Below are 22,169 nucleotides of genomic sequence, written 5' to 3' on the forward strand. Positions count from 1 at the left end.
TTACGTCAGAAGAAGCTTAGTAGAGGATTTTGTTCAGCTGAACTGCCATCGCTTCGGACAGCGGGTCGATCTGCATGACCCAAGCACCGGCCTGTTCGACCGAAGTGCCCTCATTCAGGCTGTCGATCCGGTATTGATACCCGGACGGCCCGAGACTGGACAATAAGAACGCTTTGAATGCAAAGAATGCCAAAAGGCTTAGCAACATCACTTTTGCCGGCACCGCAGAGCGCACACGCTGCGGCTTCATCACCACCAAGCCATCCTTGCGCATGGATGCGCGATAGCCGCGGCTCATCTTTTGGTGTTTTTTGCTCAGGCGATGAACGCGCTGATCAAACTCAAGTTGTTTTCCCGTCATGGCAGCCTCCACAAACCGCCCCCCTCAAATCCATTAAGAAACGGTAAATAGAGATTACGTCAAAATCTGGGCAAGAATCCACAAAGCTCCTGCAAATGGCCTAAATTGCGCCCTGTTTGGTTAAGATTAGCGTTGTCCATTCACCAATCTCGCTGCGATTACTAAGATTAAATCCGTTTTGTAGATAAACCGCGATCACATCATCGGCCTGTTCGTTGAGGATTCCTGACAAGATGGCATGCCCTCCGTCACGCAGATTCGCTCCAATTTCAGGAGACAGCGCCACCAACGGGCCCTTCAGGATGTTGGCAAAGATCAGATCATAGGGCGCCAAAGCTTTCAGGTCCGGGTGATCAAAACCGGCCGCTTCCACACAGCGAACAGCACCGGACATACCGTTTGCCTTCAGGTTGGCCTCGGCCACATCTACAGCGACCTGATCGATATCACTGGCCAAAATATCACCATTCCAGACACGCGCCGCGGCCATTGCCAAAACGGCGGTGCCACACCCGATATCGGCCACCTTGGTCGCGCTAAAACCCTGATCCAGCAGATGATCCAACGCGTTCAAACACCCAAGTGTGGTGCCATGATGCCCCGTCCCAAAGGCCATTGCCGCCTCGATCAACAAGGGGATGCGATTCTTCGGCAGTTTGTCGGCGTCATGGCTGCCGTAGACAAAAAAACGTCCAGCCTCGACCGGCGCCAGTTCACGGCGCACATGCGCGACCCAGTCTGTTTCGGGCAACTCGGAGACAACAAAGGGCTTTGCACCAAACGCCGCGGTCAACACGGCCAGAGCGGTTTCATCTGGCGCTTCGGTGAAATACCCGCCAACTTCCCACAGGCCCGACCCGTCTTCGACCTCAAAGACACCAATACCAGTGGGTTCGGGATCCAGACGCTCCATCGCTTCGCCCAGATTCTCGGCTGCGGCTTTGCCGGTCAGGGTTGTCAGCGCAGTGAATGTGGGCATGAAAGTCTCCTGTTCAAGTCGCTCCAGCGCCTATGGCGACGGATCGCCAAGGTCAAGCTCTGCACGCTATTCCGCCGGGGCGGGAGCGTATTTGGACAGAATTGTTTCGTTGCCCGGTTCCGGGTGGCGTGGGATTAACAGAGACAGCCCCAGGGATATCATCGCCATAGCGGCCGCCAGCGCAAATACAGCACCAGGTGACACCACCCATAAAAGGCCCAGAAGCGCGGGCAGAAACACAGCCGCGATGTGGTTGATAGTAAAGGCCACGGCTGCGGTCGGCGCGATATCGGCAGGATCAGCAATTTTCTGGAAATAGGTTTTAAGCGCCAACGCCAACGCAAACAGCACGTGATCGATCACATAGAGTATTGCTGCCAGCAAAACGCCCCACCCGAACCAGTAGATCCCACCGTATGCCGCGAAGACGATGGCAAGCCCGGCATACTCGAAGATCAGTGTACGTCGCTCGCCAAACATGGACACTGCCTTACCCAACAAGGGTGCGGCAGCAATGTTGATCACCAGATTGATCAGATAGAGGCTGGTCAGCTCATGCACCTCAAAGCCGAATTTCTCGACCATCATGAAACCCGCGAAGACAACAAAAATTTGGCGCCGTGCTCCGGCCATGAACTGCAACGCATAATACAACCAGTACCGTCGGCGTAGCACCACCTTTTTCGTCTGCGGTGTGGGCGCATCGAATTGCGGATAGGCGATCAGACAGAACAGGGCCAGCACGGCGGTAAAACCGCCCGCGGCCATGAAGACCGTATTGTAAGATAAATCGAACCGGTCCCAGGTCAGCACGATCAGGCCATAGACCACCAAAGTCGACGCGGATCCCATGGCCACAAGCCATCCCAGCACCTGAGGTGCCCGGTCTTTACGGAGCCATTGCAATTGCAGGGACTGGTTCACTGTCTCGTAGTAGTGAAAGCCGACTGAGCTGAAAAACGTAACAAACAAAAGGCCGCCAAGACTTGGAAACCAAGCCGTAATTGCCGTTGCGACGCCCAGCAGCATCAGGGATATCATCGCGAGCACCTGCTCGCGGACAATCAGAATCACAGCTATGACGCCGACGGCCAGAAACCCTGGAATCTCTCGCACCGTGTGCAGCAAACCAATGTCTGCCCCATCGAAATTTGCCACTTCGATGACGAAGTTGTTCAACAACGCGCTCCACGCATTGAACGCGATCGGCATGGTCAGTGCCATCACGAACAAAAGCGTTACGGGGCGTCGCCAATATGGCAGGCTTTGCGCCTTGGAAAGTGGCATTGGTTTCAGCATGAGAGTCCTCTACGCCCAAATCGCCGTATTGGCGAGCGGAAAGCTGAGCGCGCACAACGGCTCTGCACTGGTGCAGAGGTCAGTAGAAATTCTGTGGATCAATATCGACCGTCAGTCGAATATCCCCTTTCAAGCGGAGCGGAGCGATCCACTTTGCAATCGCATCCTGAATGGGCGCGCCTTTCGGCGCTTTGACCAGCAAGCGCACGCGATGGCGCCCGCGGATACGGGCGATCGGGGCTGGGGCCGGGCCAAAGACCTGCGCGCCGATATCACGAAGCGGCGCATCGTTGCGGGCCATCGCATTGCTGATATCAAACACCGGTCCGACCTCTGGCCCTGACAGCACTATTCCGGCCATTCGGCCGTAAGGCGGCACGCCTGCTGCCTGACGACCAGCAGCTTCGGCGGCCCAGAACCCTTCCTCATCCCCCGATAGGATTGCGCGGATCACGGGATGTTCGGGCTGGAAGGTTTGCAACAGCGCCAGTCCCGGCTTGTCCGCTCGTCCGGCACGCCCCGACACTTGCCTCATCAACTGAAATGTCCGCTCTGCTGCGCGCAAATCGGCCCCATGCAGGCTGAGATCAGCGTCAATCACACCAACAAGGGTCAGTTTCGGAAAATTATGCCCCTTGGCCACCAACTGAGTACCGATGATGATATCTGCGTCGCCCTGGGCAATCTCTTCGATCTTGGCCTTCAGTGCCCGTGCCGATCCAAACAGATCGGAACTGAGCATTGCAATCTTGGCGTCTGGGAACGTTGCCTCGGCTTCTTCGGCCAACCGCTCAATCCCCGGTCCGACCGGCGCCATCTTCCCTTCAACACCACAGGACGGGCAGGCCTCAGGCATTGGCTTGGTCTCGCCGCATTGGTGGCACATCAGGCGTTTCAGAAACCGATGCTCGACCATTCGGGCGTCGCAGTGATCGCACGCGATCTGTTCGCCACAAGCTCGGCACAAGGTCACGGGGGCGTAGCCACGGCGGTTGATGAACAGCAGGGACTGCTCAGATTTCTCGATCCGCTGCAGCACCGCCTGTCGCAGAGAAGGTGAGATCCACGTCCCCGGCTGCATCTGTTCGGCGCGCATGTCGATGGGCTTCATCTTTGGCAGAACCGCAGCGCCAAAGCGCGAGGTCAGATCCAGCCGATCGTATTTGTCCGCCTCGGCATTGGCCCAGCTTTCCAAAGAGGGCGTGGCACTGGCAAGGATCACCCTTGCACCGCAGATGGCCCCGCGCAACACCGCCATGTCACGAGCGCTGTAATGAACACCGTCCTCTTGTTTGTACGACGTGTCATGTTCCTCATCGACCACAACAAGCCCGAGGTTGCGAAACGGCAAGAAAAGGGCCGACCGGGCGCCGATCACCATCTGCGCATCGCCCTGCCCGACCATACGCCAGACCCTTCGACGTTCGGTCATCGTTACGCCCGAATGCCATTCCGCCGGTCGCGCGCCAAACCGGGCTTCTACACGGGTCAGAAATTCGGCGGTTAGGGCAATCTCGGGCAACAGAACCAATGCCTGACGTCCCATCCGCAGTGTCTTGGCCACAGCTTCCAGATAGACTTCGGTTTTGCCGGATCCGGTGACGCCCTTCAGCAAGGTGGTGCCGTAGTCTCCGGTGCGCAAACCGGTCTGCAGTGTCGCTACTGCGCGGGCCTGATCTTCCGACAGCTCTTTGCCCGGCAACTCCGGGTCGAGATGCGGATATGGCAAATCCCGCGGGCTGTCCTCTTCCCGTACTGCCCCCAGCTTGACCAGCCCTTTGACAACCGACGACGTCACACCCGCTTGCTCAGCCAGTTCTTTGAGCGTAAATGCCAGCCCGCCATAGTCGCGCAACACCTCCAGCACACGGGTTCGCGCGTCAGTCATCCGATCGGGTTCACCACTTCCCAGCCGGTAAATCTTGCGCATCGACGGCGGATCACCCAACCCCGGGGCACGCGTCGCCAGTCGTAACATCGCGGGCATCGGCGTAAGGGTGTAGTCAGCAACCTTACCAAGAAACAGGCGCATTTCTTCGCGCATCGGCGCGACCTCAAGCACGCGGATTATCGACCGGGCTTTGCTAAGATCAAAGCCACCGCGCCCCGGGCCCCAAACCACGCCAAGAACCTTGCGCGGTCCAAGCGGCACTTCGACGAACGCACCCTGAAAGCACCCGCCCTCGGGTGCTTTGTAATCCAGCGTTCGGTCCAGTGGCTGCGTTGTCAGCACCGAAACCAGCTCTCCTTGGTCGAAAAATCCGTTAGCGCTCACGGCATATCCTTCGCAGGGGGTTCCAGCATGGGTCTCTTTGAGGTAAAGCCATCCGCGACCAAGGCCAACCCATCAAAGGACTGCCCGCATGAAATTCTTCGTAGACACCGCCGAGATAGATGCAATCGCTGAACTGAACGATCTGGGCATGGTGGACGGCGTGACCACCAACCCCTCGCTGATCCTGAAATCGGGTCGTGACATTCTGGACGTGACCAAGGAAATCTGCGATCTGGTCGAAGGCCCCGTCTCGGCCGAGGTTGTCGCAACCGAAGCAGAAGACATGATCGCCGAAGGTCGCAAGCTAGCCAAGATCGCGCCGAATATCGCTGTGAAAGTTCCGTTGACCTGGGCGGGCCTGAAAACCTGCAAGGCACTGACCGACGAAGGTCAGATGGTCAACGTGACGCTCTGTTTCTCTGCCAATCAGGCGCTGCTGGCGGCCAAGGCTGGCGCAACCTTCATCTCTCCTTTCATCGGGCGTTTGGACGATATCAACGTGGATGGCATGGATCTGATTGCTGATATCCGCCAGATCTATGACAATTTCGGGTTCGAAACCGAAATCCTGGCCGCATCAATCCGCACAGTGAACCACGTGACCGACAGCGCGCGCATCGGTGCCGACGTGATCACCGCACCGCCTGCCGTAATCAAAAAACTGGCCGATCATCCGCTGACCGACAAAGGGCTTGAAACCTTCCAGGCAGATTGGGCCAAAACCGGTCAGAAAATCCTTTGATCCAAAGCACTGACGCGCGGCGCAGTCAGGCGACGCGCCCGGCCCAACTGTCACGGTCTGATCTTTGATCAGGACGTGACAGGCGGGAGCTTCCCTAAAAACACAGTGCGCGACGAAATACATCGTCGCGCTCTTTTTTTGCCAAGCAATTCTGTCAACCCGTGTTATAAGCCGCACAACAAAAAAAGACCGGACAGGACATGAGCAGCAAGCCCAAACTCGAGGATAACCTCCGCGCGGCGATTCTGGCTGAGCCAGATGTGGTGTTGGATGACAAGGATCTGATGCAGGCGCTGGTCGCCGCAAACGAGCGCGCTCGCGGAGACAATGTCATCGACCTGCGCGGGATTGCTATGCAACGGCTCGAGACTCGGCTGGACCGTCTGGAAGACACGCACCGTTCGGTCATCGCCGCCGCTTATGAAAACCTGGCGGGCACCAACCAGATACACCGCGCGATCCTGCACCTGCTTGAACCGGTGGAGTTCGAGGATTTCCTGCGTGCCCTCGGCAACGATGTGGCCGAGATTCTGCGGGTGGATCACATTACGGTAGTGCTGGAAACAACAGTCGTACAAAATGATCCGGCCATCGACCGGCTGGGCGGCGTTCTGACTGTGACCGAGCCTGGTTTTGTAGACAAATACCTCAGCTTTGATCGCGGCGGACCAGCCCGAGACGTCATCATGCGCGAAATTCACCAAGCTAATCCAATGATTTACGGCACGCAATCCGGACGGTTGCAGTCCGAGGCCTGCCTGAAACTGAACCTTGGCGAAGGCCGCTTGCCAGGCATGATCGCAATGGGCGCAAAAGACCCGCGTCATTTCACGCCTCAGCTGGGCGCTGATCTTCTGACCTTTTTTGCTGGCGTATTCGAACGCTCGATGCGCCACTGGCTGTCGTGAGCCTGATCTCCCCAGCCTGCCGCGATGCGCTGCAGCATTGGCTTGACGGCTTAGGGGCACTGGCAGGACGATCTGAAAGCACGCAGACCGCATATCGCGGCGATGTCACCGACTTTCTGTCTTTCATGACCCTGCATCATAGCGCTCGTCAGGGATTGGCGGCTTTGGAGCGTATCACGATCTCGGACATGCGCGCCTGGATGGCGGATCAACGTGGTTCCGGCGTCGGTGCTCGGTCTCTGGCGCGCAAGCTTTCGGCAGTCAAAAGCTTCTATCGCTGGTTGGCAGAGCGTGAGGGGTTTGAACCGACCGCCGTTTTGTCGACCCGGGCGCCGAAATTTACCAAGAAGCTGCCGCGTCCTTTGGCCGAAGACGCGGCACGCGCCATGATCGATACAGTTGAATTGCAATCGACATCAGATTGGGTGGCTGCTCGAGACGCCGCGGTTGTGACCCTGCTTTATGGCTGCGGGCTACGCATCTCCGAGGCACTCTCGCTGACAGGCGCGGATGCACCCTTGCCCGCGACACTGCGCATTGTGGGTAAAGGCGACAAAGAGCGGATCGTTCCGGTCATTCCTGCCGCCCGCGACGCCGTAGATCGCTATGTCGAACTGTGCCCGCACCCGCCGTCACCCAAGGCGGCCTTGTTTCGCGGCGTTCGCGGTGGGCCGTTGAACCCTCGCGCCATTCAGGGCGTGATGGAGAAGGCACGGATGCAACTTGGCTTGCCGTCAACTGCGACACCTCATGCCATGCGACACAGCTTTGCCACCCATCTCTTGTCTGCCGGGGGCGATTTGCGGGCCATTCAGGAATTGCTGGGCCATGCATCTTTGTCCACGACTCAGACATACACCGCCGTCGACACCGCGCGCTTGATGGAAGTCTACAACAGCGCCCATCCGAAGGCCCGAAACATCTAACCCAAGAGGGTATCCACGAATGAGTTTTCAGGGCTTTTTTGCTTTGCATCTATGGCGCGCTTCGTACATGACGTCCTGATGACACTGAGATTCAAAGCGCTATCCGTTCATCTTTTCACTGCCACCGGTGCCGTTTTTGCGATGCTGGCCATGCTGGCCGCCGTCGAAGAAAAATGGAGCCTGATGTATCTTTGGCTGGTGGTTTCCTTCATTGTGGATGGCATCGATGGCCCGTTGGCACGACACTATCATGTCAAAAAAAACGCGCCCGAGTTTGACGGTGTTCTTCTCGATCTGATCATCGACTACCTGACATATGTGTTTATTCCGGCCTTCGCCCTGTTCAAATCCGGGCTTATGGATGGTTGGACTGGTTGGTTCGCGATTATCGTGATCACCTTTGCAAGCGCGATGTATTTTGCTGACACCCGCATGAAAACAAGGGACAATTCCTTTTCTGGTTTTCCGGGCTGTTGGAACATGTTCGTCATCGTGATTTTTGCGCTAGAGCCGAATTTCTGGATCATCCTTGTGCTGGTGACCTTGCTGTCAATTTCAATGTTTTTGCCGCTCAAATTCGTCCACCCCGTGCGCACAGAACGCTGGCGCAACCTAACTTTACCCATGGCATTTGCCTGGACCTTCTTTGCGGGATGGGCTGCATGGGTCGATTTTCACCCTGAAAGCTGGGCGCATTGGGGACTGGTTGTCACCAGCCTGTATCTGGTTTTTGCGGGCATCGCGCAGATGATAGTTCCACCACGCAACGCCCAAATGCCTGGTGACCTATAGGGGCTACAGGATTTCCTCCACCTCGAATTCGACTCCGTTATGGGTGAAAACATCCCCTTGCTTCAGCCCGACCATCGCCAGATAGATCGGGCTTTGCGTTGAAATCCCCATATAGGTTCCACCATCCACATCGAACCGAGTGGTCGAGACGCACACAACAAACCGCCGGTTGTTGAACTTGATGACTGCACCCGGCTGCACCGTATCCGTCAGGCTAAAGTCGGTGTTTTCGATCACGTCAATCTTGGCGTGATGCGCGTGAACCGGGGCGTCAAAGGCCGCTGCCAGATCAGCATTTTCACGCGACGCCACTATGTCGTCTTTGTCGTGAACTTCTCGGTCGTCCAGCTGAGCATCCTTCAGATAGGCATCGTAATGTGCCTGCGCCGTTGCCAACTCCTGTGCTTCCAGTGACATCAGCCGGTCGATAACGGCCTTCTTGCGGGCTGCGCGGTCTGTTTCGGTCGTCATGCACTCTGGTCCTTCAAATTCAGCTTCTGATATAAGTTGTGTCCGAGGTTGGGCGATTGCAACTGATTTTCACAGATCAGATCAACAGACCGGCGGCACGTTCGTGGCGCAACAGGGCCACTTTGGTCTCAATACCGCCATCGCCAGAAAAGCCACCAAGACTATTGGCCGCAAGCACACGATGGCATGGAATAATAACCGGAATGGGGTTTGCACCGCAGGCTTGACCAACCGGCTGCGCGGGTTGGCCAAGCTCATTGGCGATGTCACCATAGGTGCGCGTCTCACCCAGCGGAATAGCAAACACGAGATCGCAAACCTGCCGCTGAAACTGAGAACCGGCAACGTGGTAAGGCAGATCAAATTGATCCAGCTGCCCTGCATCGTAAGCCTTCAACTGCCTCGCCGCTTCCTGCAACAAGGGCGTGGGTTCACCATCCGTCCGCCCATTCCAGACAAGGCGTGTGATGGCGCCGTCAGTGTCTTCCACGCCAAGCCGCCCAAACTGGGTTTCTACTTCGATCATCGCCATGCGTTCAGGTTTTCAGATCGGCAGGCCTGACGCAAGCGGGGAAACTTCCGCCGCTGCAAGTAAGCCTTTTCTCAGGTTCTTTGGGAATTCGCCCTACTCGTGTTAATCTGTTCATATTGATTAAAGAAATTAGGAGGGGGAAGTGGGTCGACATCTGGTCCTGACGGTTCATGGAATCGGTGAACAAAAACCTGGTGAAACCGTGGATCAGGTCGTGGGCGCGGCCACAACCTGGCTTGACGGCAAAGCCAGACCACCAATCACGGTCGAGCGCGAAATGATTGAGCTGGCCGAGAGCACGTTCGACGGATCCGACCGCAACGCCAAACTATTCAAAGTTCACCTTCGAAAGGTGGCGAAACCCAACGTCACAGAAGATGAAGCTCTGTTTGCAGAAGTCTTCTGGGCAGATCGCTCCCCAGCGCCAAAGGGCGCTATCAAAACCGTACTCGATCTTATCTGGGTGGTGCTGGCCCTTGGGTATCTGGCCATGGATAATGTTGAACAAACCCATAGGCGGTCGGACATTGATCCGTCCAATGCTAAGGGGCGTGAAACGCATGCGGCCAGAGTGGTCCATCTGTTCACGTGGATTTTCTTCGGTGCCGTCGCGACATTGAACGCCTACCTGCTGATCGGTGCGGGTGTGGTTCTGGTCGACCTGATCCCCGAGACATATGTGGACAGATCGAACGCTTTGTTCTTGCTGTTACTGCTGCTCTACGGCGGAGGAACCGGGATCGGTTTGCGCAGATCGAACTCTGCGCCAACTTACCTCAGGCGGGTGTTCTGGCGGGGTATGGCTGTGGTCGGAGCACTGCTGGTTGTCGCCCTTTTGAGCGGCCCTCTTGGGGCCAGATTTTGGAGTCTCGAAACAGGATCGGCGCTGGAACAATTTGTGAGCCTTCAGGTGTTTGCCCTGGCAGGATGCTGGGCCACACTGATTGTCTTGACGGCCGTTATGTATCTAACGTCGATGGAAAAGACTGAGATAACCGACCAACTTACTTCTGAACACCGTCGGATATACCCAAGCACCTGTGCGGCTATGCTGGTCTTTTGGATGTTCTTCATATCCGGGCTTTGGCTGACCTTTGACGAAGTGGTTAAAACCGTTCCCGTCCTGTCGGAAAGTCAGCTGAATTCACTGTTCGATACTCACCTTCGTGACGCCATCGAAACCCTCAGCGTTGCGTTTGCCGCCATCGTTGTCCTCGCGCTGGTCGGCGGGTTAGTTTATGCTGGTCGCCACCTTGGCAAACACAACCTGCACCACAAGCCCGAGGTGCTGAGCCGTGCCATCGTGAACAGGTCTGCCCAATGGGTGTTTCTTTTGGCCACCGCCACTTTGTCGATTGTGACGTACAGAGGGCTTAGTATTTTCATCCGAGAAGATGACCCTCTTTGCACGACAGCGTCTGACACAACAGAACTCGTCGAATGCAATATCCTTGGCAATACTCTGAACGATCTGATGGGTCTTCAAGGCATGATTGGCATTGCAGTGCTTGGGTCAACCGCTCTGCTGTACCGGTATTCGGGTTTTGTTGCCGCCGGTTTGGGGGTCGCCCGAGATATCGTGACCTACGCCATCCGCGACAAGTGCCTGTTGAGTGGCGATCTGAAAGCAAGGTACAACAACTACCCAGATCGCACTGCCATCGATGATCGGTTTTACCGTGCGTTGTTCTATGCGTTAGATGTCTTTCCAGCGGATCATATTACGGTGGTTTCGCATTCCCAGGGAACGGTGATCGCCACCCAGATGCTAGCGGACAAACGAGTCCAGCGACGCATTGATGGTCGACCGGTTACACTGATTACGATGGGCTCTCCGGTCACCCATATCTATCAGCGGTATTTTCCCGAAATGTTCACAGTTGATCCGGGACAACTGAACGCTGCCTGGTTCAACATCTTCCGACAGGATGATTTCGTCGGAACCCGGATTGAGGGCGGCTTGATTGATGACGCGAGGAACTTTCCGGTTCAACCCGGCGGTCACACTGGGTATTTCACCGACTATCAGGTCTGGAAAATTCTGTCGGGGGACGATATCGGATTTGACCTGTTCCACCCCAAATCTCACGACTAGTTTTGCTTAGAGGGAACACGGCCTGAACTCCACTTGATTTTCAGCTCGTTGGGCAGCCTTGGCACTCTGCCAGGGCTGCCTCGTTTCCTTTGATCTTGTTGTTTCAACGCGCGGCAGACCTTGATCGCTGAGGCATGGCACCCGTGATCTCACGCAGCGCGTCAGGCAGCTTTGGATGCTTGAAGACAAAGCCATTCCGCTGCAACAAAGCTGGCAAGACACGTTGACCGCTTAGCATGGTTTCCCGCCCCATCTCTCCCAATAGGATCGTCAGCACACGGACCGGAAACCGAAAGATGGCCGGGCGGTGCAAGGCCGTGGCAAGCGCCTGCGTGAACGCCTTGTTTCGAACAGGAAAGGGTGCGGTCGCGTTGACCGGGCCTGAAAGGTCTTTTTGCGACAGCGAGAAGGCAATAATACGCACCAAATCGTCAAGTTCAATCCACGACATCCATTGCTGTCCATTGCCCAGAGCCCCTCCTCCGCCGAATTCAAAGGGGGTCAGCAACCTCGACAACATCCCCCCTTCGACCCCCAGAACAAGCCCGATGCGCAAAACAACAACACGCACGCCCAGTGCCTTGATTTTATTGGCGGACCCTTCCCATGCGTCGCACACATCATGCACAAATGCAGGTGCAGGGCTTGATGTTTCGGACAGTTCCTCATCGCCGCGCAACCCGTACCAACCGACGGCGGAACCGTTGATCAAGCACTCTGGTTTGTGCTCCAACCGCTGGATCAACGCCTCTAGCGCTTTGGTAGTCTCGACCCGGGACTCAACTATTCTCGTTCTTTTTTTCTGCGTCCAAATCCAGTTTGCAACGGGTTCGCCCGCCAGATTGACGATGGCATCAAAGCAATCCTTACTGTGAACCTGATCAAGGCTGGTGATGACACGAACGGGATCGGGCAGATCATCGGCATTGCGTGGGTCCCGAGTGACCACCGTTACAAAATGCCCGCGCGCGACCAGCGCGCTCACCAACCGTTGCCCAATGAAACCCGTACCACCCGTTATCAGGATGCTTTGGCGCGGCGCAAGATCGGCGACCAGTTCAGCGGGTTCAACGCGCTTCAATCGGTCACTTCGGGCCGATGCCAATAAGTCACGCGCGCTGAACAGCCCGACCCCGAGGGCCGAGGCGGTGGCCATGACACTCCACCAGCCGTAGGTCACTGGAATCAATGCCGTGGGCAGCAACGACCAGGCCCACAGGTACGGGGCAGCCAAGGCCAGAATCGCACCATAATTCAGCGCGAGAAGCGTGTGGTTAATGCGTTCGCTGCCGGGCAGTTTTCGGGTCATATCTTCTTCGACAAAATCCCAAAGTGTTATGATCACTTCAGCGATCAGGATCACCGTAAGACCGAATGTGAAAGCGCCGTGTGGCTCGAACCAGGCAATGCAAAAGAAAATCACGGCGTAAAAGAAATTGCGCACACCATGCAGGCGCAGCTCGGTCTTTTGTGACGCGCGCCACGCCAACCGCTCAGTGCCTTCATGGTGAACAAGCGTATCAAACGCCCCCATAAGCACCTGAACCAAGATCAGCGTCCAAAGGATAGGGTTGTCCATGAGAAACTCCTATGTGTCGTGAAACAGTGCATCCTGCTGGATCAATTCGCCAAACAGGTTGCTGCTAAGGGTCAATGAGAAGAGAAACCGCGCATTACCAAGATCCTGATGCGCAATGGTCAAGGACCCGGGTTGGAGCCAGGATGGAAGCCTGACCTTCACGCGTCCAAGTTTCAGAAAATAGTGATCGCTTTCAAAGTAGATGCCCCTGTGATCTGTGCGGACACGCAACGCGATGCCGATCCCACGGCCGATGTATTCTTCAACACCTGTCGGCCCGGAAAATCTCTTTGAGCTGTGTATCACCTGCGGAAAACCCGCCGCGCGCCCATATTGGCGTATCCAGAACTGGCCGCTGCCGGCGCAATCCTCTGTCACGGCGACAACGGCAGGCTGATCGACGCAAGACGTGTCATACGCCAATGGCCCTCCAACCAACCGGGCCAGATGGGCGAGAACACGACCGATCAAAGACATGCGCATGGCGGTTACCTTTCCCTGATAGACCACGCTTGCCCCGCCGGTCAGGCGATGCCCAAAGCGCTTACGCACCGGTTTTGGCAAGGCGTTCCAGGCGTGAGCGCCGACGAGGCCACGGAAGCGGCTGTCTTTGATGATCTCTAAATCGGTGGGCATCTGAGATTGCTTCATTTGCCATCTCCTGCTGATTTGTCAGTAATTTCTGTATTAAGAGAAATTGTTGCTCAAAAAAATTCTACTCGTTCTTTTTGCTGCCAACCTGAAGAAGTGAGAGTATTTTGTCGCCCATTTTCATCAGCATCGAGAGCTTCGTCTTAGGGACCCGCAGCATTTGTGCCGACCAATGGTCCGCCGTATTCAGAAAGTCCTGCATGCTTCGCATCCGATCCAAGACAACCGGGTGCAGATTTGGCTCATCTGCTGCTTGGTTGATGCAGACATCTATCGCCCGCATCGCCGGGTCGATTTCACGCTCTTTGCGCCCTTTGGCGATCAGCAAGGCCATTTCCCACACATCAGTTTCGGCCTCAAAGTGCTCTCTGCGATCACCTGCAACCGGCACACGATGGATCAGGCGCCAGCCGACAAGCTCTTTCAGCGAGTTCGAGACGTTCGAGCGTGCGATCCCCAATTCATCAGAGATCTGCTCGGCATTAAGTGGCGTTTCGCCAAGATACAAAAGCGCATGTACCTGCGCCACGGAACGGTTCACGCCCCACTGGCTGCCCATATCGCCCCAATAAAGGATAAACTTGGATTTGGCCGAGCCGCTGGATATTTCATTCGTTTCTGTCATAACAGAAAGATTAGATATCAACAAACCAAAGTCAAGATCGCCTGACCCGACTGCGCGCAAATGTCCGAATAAGAGGGAGCATACAAAAAAGCTTGCCGGTGTTTCCCGGCAAGCTTCTGTTTTAGTTGGCTAGATAAAAGCGGAAATGAAAAGCTCAGCTCAATGCTTCGTCGCAACGCCCGCAGACACCGTCATGAGTGTGACGCCCCACATCAGGCAGAATTTTCCAGCAGCGCTGGCACTTTGCGCCTTCGGCTTTTTCGAACACAACGCCCACGCCTTCGATTTCTGGCACCCGGAACGCTTCGGCAGGGGCCGGATCACCTGTCACGGTCAAGCCAGACGTGATGCACATGTCATCCACGTCAAAGGTGGCCAGCAAGGCGCGCGTTTCCTCGTCATCGACATGCACAATCGGTGCTGCCTCAAGGCTGGACCCAATCACCTTGTCCTGGCGCTGAACTTCCAACGCAGCGGTCACGGCGCGGCGAACACGACGAATCTTGGCCATGCCCGCCTCAAGCTCGGCATTGCGCCAATCCGCAGGTGTTTCAGGGAAGTCCACCAAATGAACTGAACTGTCGTCGCCCGGGAACCGCTCTAACCAGACCTCTTCCATGGTGAATACCAGAACCGGAGCCAGCCACGTAATCAGGCGGTGGAACAGGATGTCCAGAACGGTGCGCGCCGCGCGTCGGCGCAGGTTGTCACCGTCGCAGTACAACGCATCCTTCCGGACGTCGAAGTAGAAGGACGACAAATCGACAGTCGCAAACGTGAAGACCGCGCTGAAGACGCCCTGGAAATCGAAGGACGCATAGCCTTTGCGCACCTGCTCATCCAGATCAGCCAAACGGCTAAGCACCCAGCGCTCCAGACGCGGCATATCCTTGGGTTCGACGCGATCGGCTTCGGTGAAGTCAGCCAACGAGCCCAGCATAAACCGCATGGTGTTGCGCAACCGGCGATAGCTGTCGGCGGTGCCTTTCAGAATCTCCGGCCCGATCCGCTGGTCGGCGGTGTAATCGGTCTGGGCCACCCACAGGCGCAGGATGTCAGCTCCGTATTGCTTGATGACCTCTTCCGGCACGATGGTGTTGCCCAGAGATTTGGACATCTTGTTGCCCTTGGCGTCCAGCGTGAAGCCGTGGGTCACCACATTGCGATACGGCGCACGACCTTTGGTGCCGCAGGCCTGCAGCATGGACGAATGGAACCAACCACGGTGCTGGTCAGTGCCCTCCATATAGACGTCGGCGATGCCGTCTTCGGTCCCGTCCTCACGGTCGCGCAAAACGAAGGCGTGGGTCGAACCGGAGTCGAACCACACGTCCAGAACGTCAAAAACTTGGTTCCAATCGTCTGGATTATAATCATTGCCTAGGAACCGTTCCTTGGCGCCCTCAACGTACCAGCAATCGGCGCCATCCTGTTCAAACGCCTCTTTGACGCGCGCATTCACTGCTGGGTCACGCAGCAAGAAGTCGGGATCAGTCGGCAGAGCGCCTTTCTTGGTGAAACAGGTCAGCGGCACACCCCAGGCGCGCTGGCGCGACAGAACCCAATCCGGGCGGGCTTCGATCATGGAGTACAGACGATTACGGCCCGTCTTAGGAGTCCATTTCACCAACTCGTCGATCGAGCGCAGCGCGCGTTCGCGAATGGTGTCGCCCATCTCGCCCATGCCGTCATCCAGTTTGCGGTCAACGGATGCAAACCACTGCGGCGTGTTGCGATAGATGATCGGAGCTTTCGAGCGCCACGAATGCGGATAGCTGTGCTTGATCTTACCACGCGCCAGCAGCCCGCCCACCTCGACAAGCTTATCGATGACGGCTTTGTTCGCGTCACCCTCTCCCCCCTTACGGGACAGGATGTATTTGCCGCCAAAGAATGGCAGATCGGCACGGAATGAGCCGTCATCCATCACATTATAGGTGATGACCTGTTCCAGCATGCCCAGATCGCGGTATAACTCGAATTCTTCCATACCATGCGAAGGCGCGCAGTGAACGAAGCCGGTGCCCTCGGTGTCGGTCACAAACTCAGCCGCGCGGAAATCGCGGATGTCGTCCCATTCGCCGTTGCCTCCTTCGGCACCGGCCAGCGGGTGACTCAAGCTGACGCTCGCCAACTCATCTGCGGTAACGCCACGGACACGGGTCCACTGATCGTCGTTCAGGCGCGCGCGACCCAGCACGTCAGCAGCCAGATTGTCAGCAAGCAGAAATCTGTCGCCTGCACTTGCCCAGCACTCGTCCGACGCGTCGGTGACTTCGTACAAGCCGTACGAAATATCCTTCCCATAAACCACCGCCTTGTTGGATGGCATGGTCCAGGGCGTCGTGGTCCAGATCACAACGCAAGACCCGTCAAGATCGCTCAGCGGCTGCACCTGCCCCACCTCTCCAGTGACCGGCGGCGTGGTTTCGTTCAGCAGCACCTTGAATTTCACCCAGATGGTGAAGCTTTCCTTGTCGTGGTATTCAACTTCGGCCTCTGCCAGAGCCGTCTTCTCAATCGGCGACCACATAACGGGTTTCGAGCCCTGATAAAGCGTACCGTTCATCAGGAACTTCATGAACTCATCGGCGATCACGGCCTCGGCGTGATAGTCCATCGTGATATAGGGATCGGGCCAGTTGCCGGTGATGCCCAGACGCTTGAACTCCTCGCGCTGGATGTCGATCCAGCCTTCGGCGAACTTGCGGCATTCCTGACGGAAGTCGACGATGCTTACCTCATCCTTGTTCTTACCCTTCTTGCGATATTGCTCCTCGATCTTCCATTCGATCGGAAGACCATGGCAATCCCAGCCCGGCACATAGCGCGCGTCATGACCCATCATCTGATGGCTGCGTACAATCATGTCTTTGATGGTCTTGTTCAGCGCGTGACCGATATGCAGGTGACCGTTGGCATAGGGCGGGCCGTCATGCAGAGTGAAAGGCTTACGGCCCTGTTTCTCACGCAGTCGGTCATAAACACCGATAGTCTCCCACCGTTCCAGCCAGTTCGGCTCGCGCTTGGGCAGGCCAGCGCGCATCGGAAAGTCGGTTTTGGGCAGGTTCAGCGTGTCTTTGTAGTCAGGTGTTTGGGTCGTGTCGGCGCACATTGGGGGCGTCCTCAGGATGATCTGGTGGATGATCTTGTCATATGTGGATCGAAGCGGTCAGTGCGAATTCTCAAGCACCTTTGCCCGGCGTCTCGCGTGATCAGAGCGCCGGGGATATAATTCGAATAATGATGGCCAGACGGTCATACATGGCCGCGCTTATAAGACGCCCGTGCCTAATGGTCCAGAGCTTCCGGTTCCTGCGGCGAATGGCGCAGCTTGGCCCAACGGTTGAGCCATGCAAGGCCCGCCAAGGCAAGGCCCAGCGCCAGTAGTGAGAACACTCGGATCAAACCACCCAGCCCCGCGATGTCAATCAGGAACACTTTGGCCACGGCCAGCCCGATCACCGCCAACCCGGCCTTGCGCATCAGATCGGACTGGCGTGCAAGCGACTGGTAGAACAGCACTGCCCCGATGATCAAAAGCGTCATTGTGTAAGTATAAAGCTCGGGCTGGGTGACGCCGTTGCCTTCATACATCCCCGCCGTTCCCTGCCAGAAATGACGAATTGTCAGCCCTAACCAAACCGCCATCAACGCACCAGCGGCGGCGTATGAAACCTGCTTCAACCGCAGAGGGATCGCAGGAATGCGCCAGGCAGACAATCCGATGGCCAGGGCTGGTAATAGGTAGGCGACGGCAAGCGTGTTCAAAACAGGCGGACCCAAAACAGGGTCGGCATAACGATCAAGCAGTGGGTTCAGTTCGGTCAGCGCGAGCCCCAGGCGCAGCACTCCATGAGCCGCGAAGAACACGGCCAGAAGATATCGAACGGGCTGCAGCTTACCGCCCAGTTTGAACCTTTGCACCTGAGCATAGGCCAACAACAGCCAGATTACGGACAGCAATCCTGCGCCCCAATGGCTGTTCTCGGCACCAACTTCACCGATCCCCTCCAGCCAGCGCAGCAGCAACAGCGTCAGTAAAATGCCCCCGGTTGCCCAGGCCGCGCTCTCAAGCATCAGTGTGGCGACGGGACGGTCCAATGGCTTCAGTAGCAGCCAGGCTACAAAGAAACCAAAAGTCGCCGATCCGTAGACCAAGGTCATCTCGCCAACCGGTGCATAGGAAGCCCAATCGAGACCCGGATCCAGTATCAGCCGCACTGTGACGGTGAACACCCCGGCCCAGATAAACCAGCTCATCGGCGGCAGGGTGAATTTGCGATCCAAAGCAGCTGCAACCACGATGGTTATCACCAACGCTATTGTCAGCGCAGCAGAACTGAGCACGATCACACAGGCAAATGCCAGGCAGGACAAAGCGGACAACGTGGCCAATGCCGGGCGCATCCGGTTTTCTCCGTCTACGCGGGCAAAGCGTTCAGCTAGCACGACCATCAGGGCGCCCAAGATAATTGCGTGCAATGCCCAAGGATAAGCCCCGATCACATCTGCCGGACGCCATCCAACTTCCAGTGCGATCGCCATTACGGGGGCAAACAAGGCTGCCGCACCGGCCCAAGCGGCCTTGGCACGGTCAGCGCCGAAAGATCGCCACGCTGCCAGAACCGAGATCAAAGCCCCCAACGCGACGAGCAGGGTAATGACCATTGGGTAGTCGGCCTCGGCTGTCTCGACATAGGTTTCGGCAAAGACGCGTACGACCGACCCGTTATCCAGACCGTGCCGCAAGACAAACCAGATCAGACCCAGCGCAGGTAAAACCGTCAGGTCCTGAAGGGCACGTGCGTCCCGGGCCCACAGCATCAAGGCCAGCGTCAGACCAGCCAGCAGGCAAACCCCCAGCCAAAACTCTCCGGCTGAATCCGCCCAGTGGACTGACAGAATGACAGAGCTCGCCGTCACTGCAGCGAATGCTAGGCGGGTTGGAAATTCTGGCCACAGTGCGCCGTTTTGGCGCCGGAGCATTTCAACAATCATTGGGCCTGCGTGATCCGGCCAAACCCGGCGAACGGGAATCGCAATGGCAATCAAGGCCAGCGCCACCACAGAGGTCAGATATCCCGGTTCCGTCAGGGGCGAGGATAATACCACCAACAGACATGCGGAATATGCGCCAAATAGACTCAGAACCGAAACCCAAGCCCAGCGTCTAACTGTATCGACACCCAACCCAAGAACAGCGATGACAAAGAAATAGCCGTATAACCATGTCGGATCCTCTGATGCGCCTCCAACCAGAAAAGGGGCTGCAAAGGCACCGATCAGACCAACGGCGGCCAGAAGCGGGCCATGAAACCAGCCAAAGACAAGGCCAATCAAAGCAACCAAAACAAGCGCGATTAACGCAGTTTCAGGACCGATAAGATCATAAAGTTGCCGCGCGGCCAGAATGCCGCCGAACAAGGTTACAAGACCAGCGCCAGAAAAGACCGAGGGCAAATAGGCCGTCGCCGAGTCTTCTCCGTCCCCGAACCTGCGGCGCAAGAACTCTCCGGCACCGATCAGGGCAACACCAAACGCCAGGGCCGCGGCAACACGAGCGGCCGGTGGCAACAACCCGTTTTCCACCCCGTATTGCACCAGAAAGATGCCCGCCAATGCCAGTGACAGCGCGGACACGGCGTAAAACCAATTCTCGCGCAGCCACGCGCCCAGCGCTGCGATCCGTTCCCGCCGGAATACAACAGCCGGGGACGGCTCCCTCGGCTCTGACACAGCCATGTCCGCAGGGGTTTCGGTGGATTCTGCCTTGGGCGGGGACCATGGCCCGGCCTTGCGATCTTCGGATTCTACCGGCGTTTGGGCAGGTTGCGCTTTCAGGGTCGGCTTTAGGTCTTCGCCAACGACCTCCGTTGGCAGATTGGCAATCTGCGCCTCTAACGTCTCAACCCGGCGCCGCAAACGGGATTGTCCGACCAGCAGCACAATGATTGTCACCGGAATGGCCAGTACAATGAGACCGACAAGAACAAGCAGTGATTCCAAGTGACCCTCCGTTCGGCAATTGGCCACACGCTAGCGCGGTCAAAGGACGGACGACAGTCAGGAAACCCGTAGTCGTTCATACTGTTGCATGATCACGCTAGAAAATGGCAATCGCCGGCCGCGCCAACATCAGCCACAAGATTATAAGCACCGCCAAAAAGGCCGGAACGTCGCAGGCAAACCAGAATCGGAACAACCGGTCATACTGTTCGGGCATCGCCGTACCTTGATCGACCGCGATCTGCGCATATTTTCGCAGCCGAATTTGCACCCAAACCACGGGCAACCAGAAGAGACCGGTCAAAACGTACAGCACCAGTGACAGCGCGATCCAGCCTTCGGTCAGCGACCAACCCAGACTCCACGCCAGAAGAGTGCCGGTAATGGGCTGCAGAATGACGGCCGTCGTCGTAAACAGCAGGTCCGACAATACAACAATGCCAGCGGTGTGGGCAATGATGCGAGGATCAGACGTGCGGTGCGCCATCAGCATGAAAAATGCGATGGCTGCACCGGTGCCCAACAACACGCACGCGCCGATGACATGCAGCCACCGCAGGATCAGATCTGGGTCCATCAGCGGCTCTCCAACATCGGCATTGCGACAAGGGGCAGCATCATCGCAGGCAGGATTTTCACAAGCGGCCCCAGCGGATCAAGCCATAAGCCAGGCACCGTACCCGAGGCTGCCAGCAAGTAGATCGATGCCACTGTGAATTGGGCCAGACAGGCCCGCCTGGCCCAAGGTCGCCACAAGATGGCCAGTCCAAGGGCAAGATCGACCAGTGACCAGAACACGACGCTGAATGACGCCAAAGTCTGGGACCAGCCTGCGCTTGTCAAAACCTCGGCCGCCTGACCCAGCCCCAACAGGCCAAAGACCCCGGACAATATCCAGAAAACGCTAAGGACACCGACAACCAGGGGCATCAGTAACGTGATCCGTGCGGTCAAACGGTGTTCACGGGCGCTGGGAAATGATGCGTAGATATCGCCCAACGAGGCGACCGGGTGATCGGTTACTGCCTTGTAGGCCACCGGGTCTCCGATCACACCCTTTGTCATGATGGTCATTGCAGTGCTCCGCAACGGAGAGCGCCAGCCCAATCTGCCCAGAGCATCCGCAATCGCCGCAACGGCTCGGGTTAGTCCCCGAGGAATCGTCACACTGATCCCCGCGCGCCGGAACCCCAGCCAAGCGCGTGTGGCTGCCACAACGTCGAACAAAGTGTGTGGCTCATCCTCGACCAGATCATAGGTGCCCTGAGGCAATTGCCCAGCCACCGCACGCAGCACTGCATCGCACAGGTCTGGCATTCCGATGCATTGCACCGAAGTATCCGGATAGGCCAATGGCTGCACGAATGGGACGGCCGCCAACATCCGCAGCAAAGTGGTTCCACCATAGTCCGATTGTCCAATCACAAGCCCCGGCTTCAGCACCCAAAGCGCAACGCCAGCCGACTGCAGAGCCGCATCGCCTGCAGCTTTTGAGCGCATGAAATGCGTATCCGCGTTTTCCTCGGCACCGATGGCCGAGATCTGGACAATCGCGATGCCATCACGTGCGCAGGCCTGCCCCAAAGCGGCAATTGCCCTGTGATGAGCAGCCGTCAGATCATCGTCACCGCCATCCTGCAACGCACCGGCGCAGTTGATCACAACATCCACGCCTGAAAGGATGCTCCTCCAAGCGTCGGGCTGCACCAAGTTGCGCAGGTCCCCTTGTTTCAATGCGATGCCTGGCAAAACCTTGGCGCCCGTGGGCAGGCTGCGCACCAACCCACAAACCACAGCGCCTTGCGCCTGGAATGCATGCACAACAGCGGCACCAATGAACCCGTAAGCGCCCAAAACCAGAACGTTTCTTCCGTTTAGCTCCTGTAGCGACATCGCCAACCAAACCTGTTTTTTGTCACAGTATC

The 22,169-nt window shown here is 57.0% G+C and carries 18 protein-coding genes; 5 read left to right on the forward strand and 13 right to left on the reverse strand.

Translation table 11 applies throughout. The annotated features are described in order from the left end of the window. Window positions 1-16 precede the first annotated feature (16 nt). From Q1B13_RS16915 to Q1B13_RS16930, 4 genes are all read right to left on the reverse strand, one after another. Window positions 17-361, reverse strand: a complete 345-nt coding sequence (locus Q1B13_RS16915) for a hypothetical protein (protein WP_298936645.1) — start codon at window positions 359-361, stop codon at window positions 17-19. A gap of 100 nt (window positions 362-461) precedes the next feature. Continuing rightward, window positions 462-1,340 (reverse strand): 50S ribosomal protein L11 methyltransferase, encoded by an 879-nt coding sequence (locus Q1B13_RS16920; protein ID WP_299082433.1) that lies wholly within the window; start codon window positions 1,338-1,340, stop codon window positions 462-464. A gap of 66 nt (window positions 1,341-1,406) precedes the next feature. Next, window positions 1,407-2,639 carry an MFS transporter gene (locus tag Q1B13_RS16925; protein ID WP_299082435.1) on the reverse strand — a complete coding sequence of 411 codons (1,233 nt, stop codon included), beginning with the start codon at window positions 2,637-2,639 and terminating at the stop codon, window positions 1,407-1,409. 79 nt (window positions 2,640-2,718) lie between these two features. Continuing rightward, a complete protein-coding gene (locus tag Q1B13_RS16930; protein ID WP_299082437.1) occupies window positions 2,719-4,914 on the reverse strand; it encodes a primosomal protein N' in 2,196 nt (731 codons plus the stop codon). An 88-nt stretch (window positions 4,915-5,002) separates the two neighbouring features. Between Q1B13_RS16930 and fsa the strand changes: the two genes are divergently transcribed. The 4 genes from fsa (at window position 5,003) to Q1B13_RS16950 (ending at window position 8,282) form a co-directional block, all read left to right on the forward strand. Continuing rightward, the gene (gene fsa / locus Q1B13_RS16935) at window positions 5,003-5,656 is read left to right on the forward strand and encodes a fructose-6-phosphate aldolase (protein ID WP_299082439.1); all 654 of its coding nucleotides are present in this window, start codon (window positions 5,003-5,005) and stop codon (window positions 5,654-5,656) included. Window positions 5,657-5,856: 200 nt separating this feature from the next. Next, window positions 5,857-6,564 carry a DUF484 family protein gene (locus Q1B13_RS16940; protein ID WP_299082442.1) on the forward strand — a complete coding sequence of 236 codons (708 nt, stop codon included), beginning with the start codon at window positions 5,857-5,859 and terminating at the stop codon, window positions 6,562-6,564. Next, window positions 6,561-7,490: a tyrosine recombinase XerC gene (locus Q1B13_RS16945; protein ID WP_299082444.1), complete on the forward strand. Its 930-nt coding sequence runs from the start codon at window positions 6,561-6,563 to the stop codon at window positions 7,488-7,490. Before Q1B13_RS16940 ends, Q1B13_RS16945 begins: the two co-directional genes overlap by 4 nt. A 78-nt stretch (window positions 7,491-7,568) precedes the next feature. After that, a complete protein-coding gene (locus Q1B13_RS16950) occupies window positions 7,569-8,282 on the forward strand; it encodes a CDP-alcohol phosphatidyltransferase family protein (protein WP_299082446.1) in 714 nt (237 codons plus the stop codon). A 3-nt stretch (window positions 8,283-8,285) separates the two neighbouring features. Here Q1B13_RS16950 and Q1B13_RS16955 read toward each other — a convergent pair whose 3' ends face one another. Beyond that, entirely contained in the window at window positions 8,286-8,753 is a 468-nt protein-coding gene (locus Q1B13_RS16955) for a hypothetical protein (protein ID WP_299082448.1), read from the reverse strand. A gap of 76 nt (window positions 8,754-8,829) precedes the next feature. Then, window positions 8,830-9,285 carry a methylated-DNA--[protein]-cysteine S-methyltransferase gene (locus Q1B13_RS16960; protein WP_299082450.1) on the reverse strand — a complete coding sequence of 152 codons (456 nt, stop codon included), beginning with the start codon at window positions 9,283-9,285 and terminating at the stop codon, window positions 8,830-8,832. 142 nt (window positions 9,286-9,427) lie between these two features. On the opposite strand from Q1B13_RS16960, the gene Q1B13_RS16965 reads away from it, so the two are divergent. Next, window positions 9,428-11,380, forward strand: a complete 1,953-nt coding sequence (locus tag Q1B13_RS16965) for a hypothetical protein (protein WP_299082451.1) — start codon at window positions 9,428-9,430, stop codon at window positions 11,378-11,380. 103 nt (window positions 11,381-11,483) lie between these two features. Here Q1B13_RS16965 and Q1B13_RS16970 read toward each other — a convergent pair whose 3' ends face one another. The 7 genes from Q1B13_RS16970 to Q1B13_RS17000 form a co-directional block, all read right to left on the reverse strand. Then, the gene (locus Q1B13_RS16970) at window positions 11,484-12,959 is read right to left on the reverse strand and encodes a TIGR01777 family oxidoreductase (RefSeq protein WP_299082453.1); all 1,476 of its coding nucleotides are present in this window, start codon (window positions 12,957-12,959) and stop codon (window positions 11,484-11,486) included. A gap of 9 nt (window positions 12,960-12,968) precedes the next feature. After that, a complete protein-coding gene (locus tag Q1B13_RS16975) occupies window positions 12,969-13,610 on the reverse strand; it encodes a DUF4166 domain-containing protein (protein WP_299082455.1) in 642 nt (213 codons plus the stop codon). 64 nt (window positions 13,611-13,674) lie between these two features. Continuing rightward, a complete protein-coding gene (locus Q1B13_RS16980; RefSeq protein ID WP_299082457.1) occupies window positions 13,675-14,235 on the reverse strand; it encodes a MarR family transcriptional regulator in 561 nt (186 codons plus the stop codon). A 154-nt stretch (window positions 14,236-14,389) separates the two neighbouring features. Next, a complete protein-coding gene (gene ileS / locus Q1B13_RS16985; RefSeq protein ID WP_299082459.1) occupies window positions 14,390-17,350 on the reverse strand; it encodes an isoleucine--tRNA ligase in 2,961 nt (986 codons plus the stop codon). A 176-nt stretch (window positions 17,351-17,526) separates the two neighbouring features. Beyond that, window positions 17,527-20,244 carry a DUF2339 domain-containing protein gene (locus Q1B13_RS16990; protein WP_299082461.1) on the reverse strand — a complete coding sequence of 906 codons (2,718 nt, stop codon included), beginning with the start codon at window positions 20,242-20,244 and terminating at the stop codon, window positions 17,527-17,529. A gap of 97 nt (window positions 20,245-20,341) precedes the next feature. Further along, window positions 20,342-20,821: a DUF2269 domain-containing protein gene (locus Q1B13_RS16995; RefSeq protein WP_299082463.1), complete on the reverse strand. Its 480-nt coding sequence runs from the start codon at window positions 20,819-20,821 to the stop codon at window positions 20,342-20,344. Next, a complete protein-coding gene (locus Q1B13_RS17000) occupies window positions 20,821-22,137 on the reverse strand; it encodes an SDR family oxidoreductase (RefSeq protein WP_299082465.1) in 1,317 nt (438 codons plus the stop codon). Before Q1B13_RS17000 ends, Q1B13_RS16995 begins: the two co-directional genes overlap by 1 nt. Window positions 22,138-22,169: the final 32 nt, after the last annotated feature.

Source organism: uncultured Ruegeria sp. (assembly GCF_947489545.1).
In the GTDB taxonomy this organism is placed as follows: Bacteria; Pseudomonadota; Alphaproteobacteria; order Rhodobacterales; family Rhodobacteraceae; genus Ruegeria.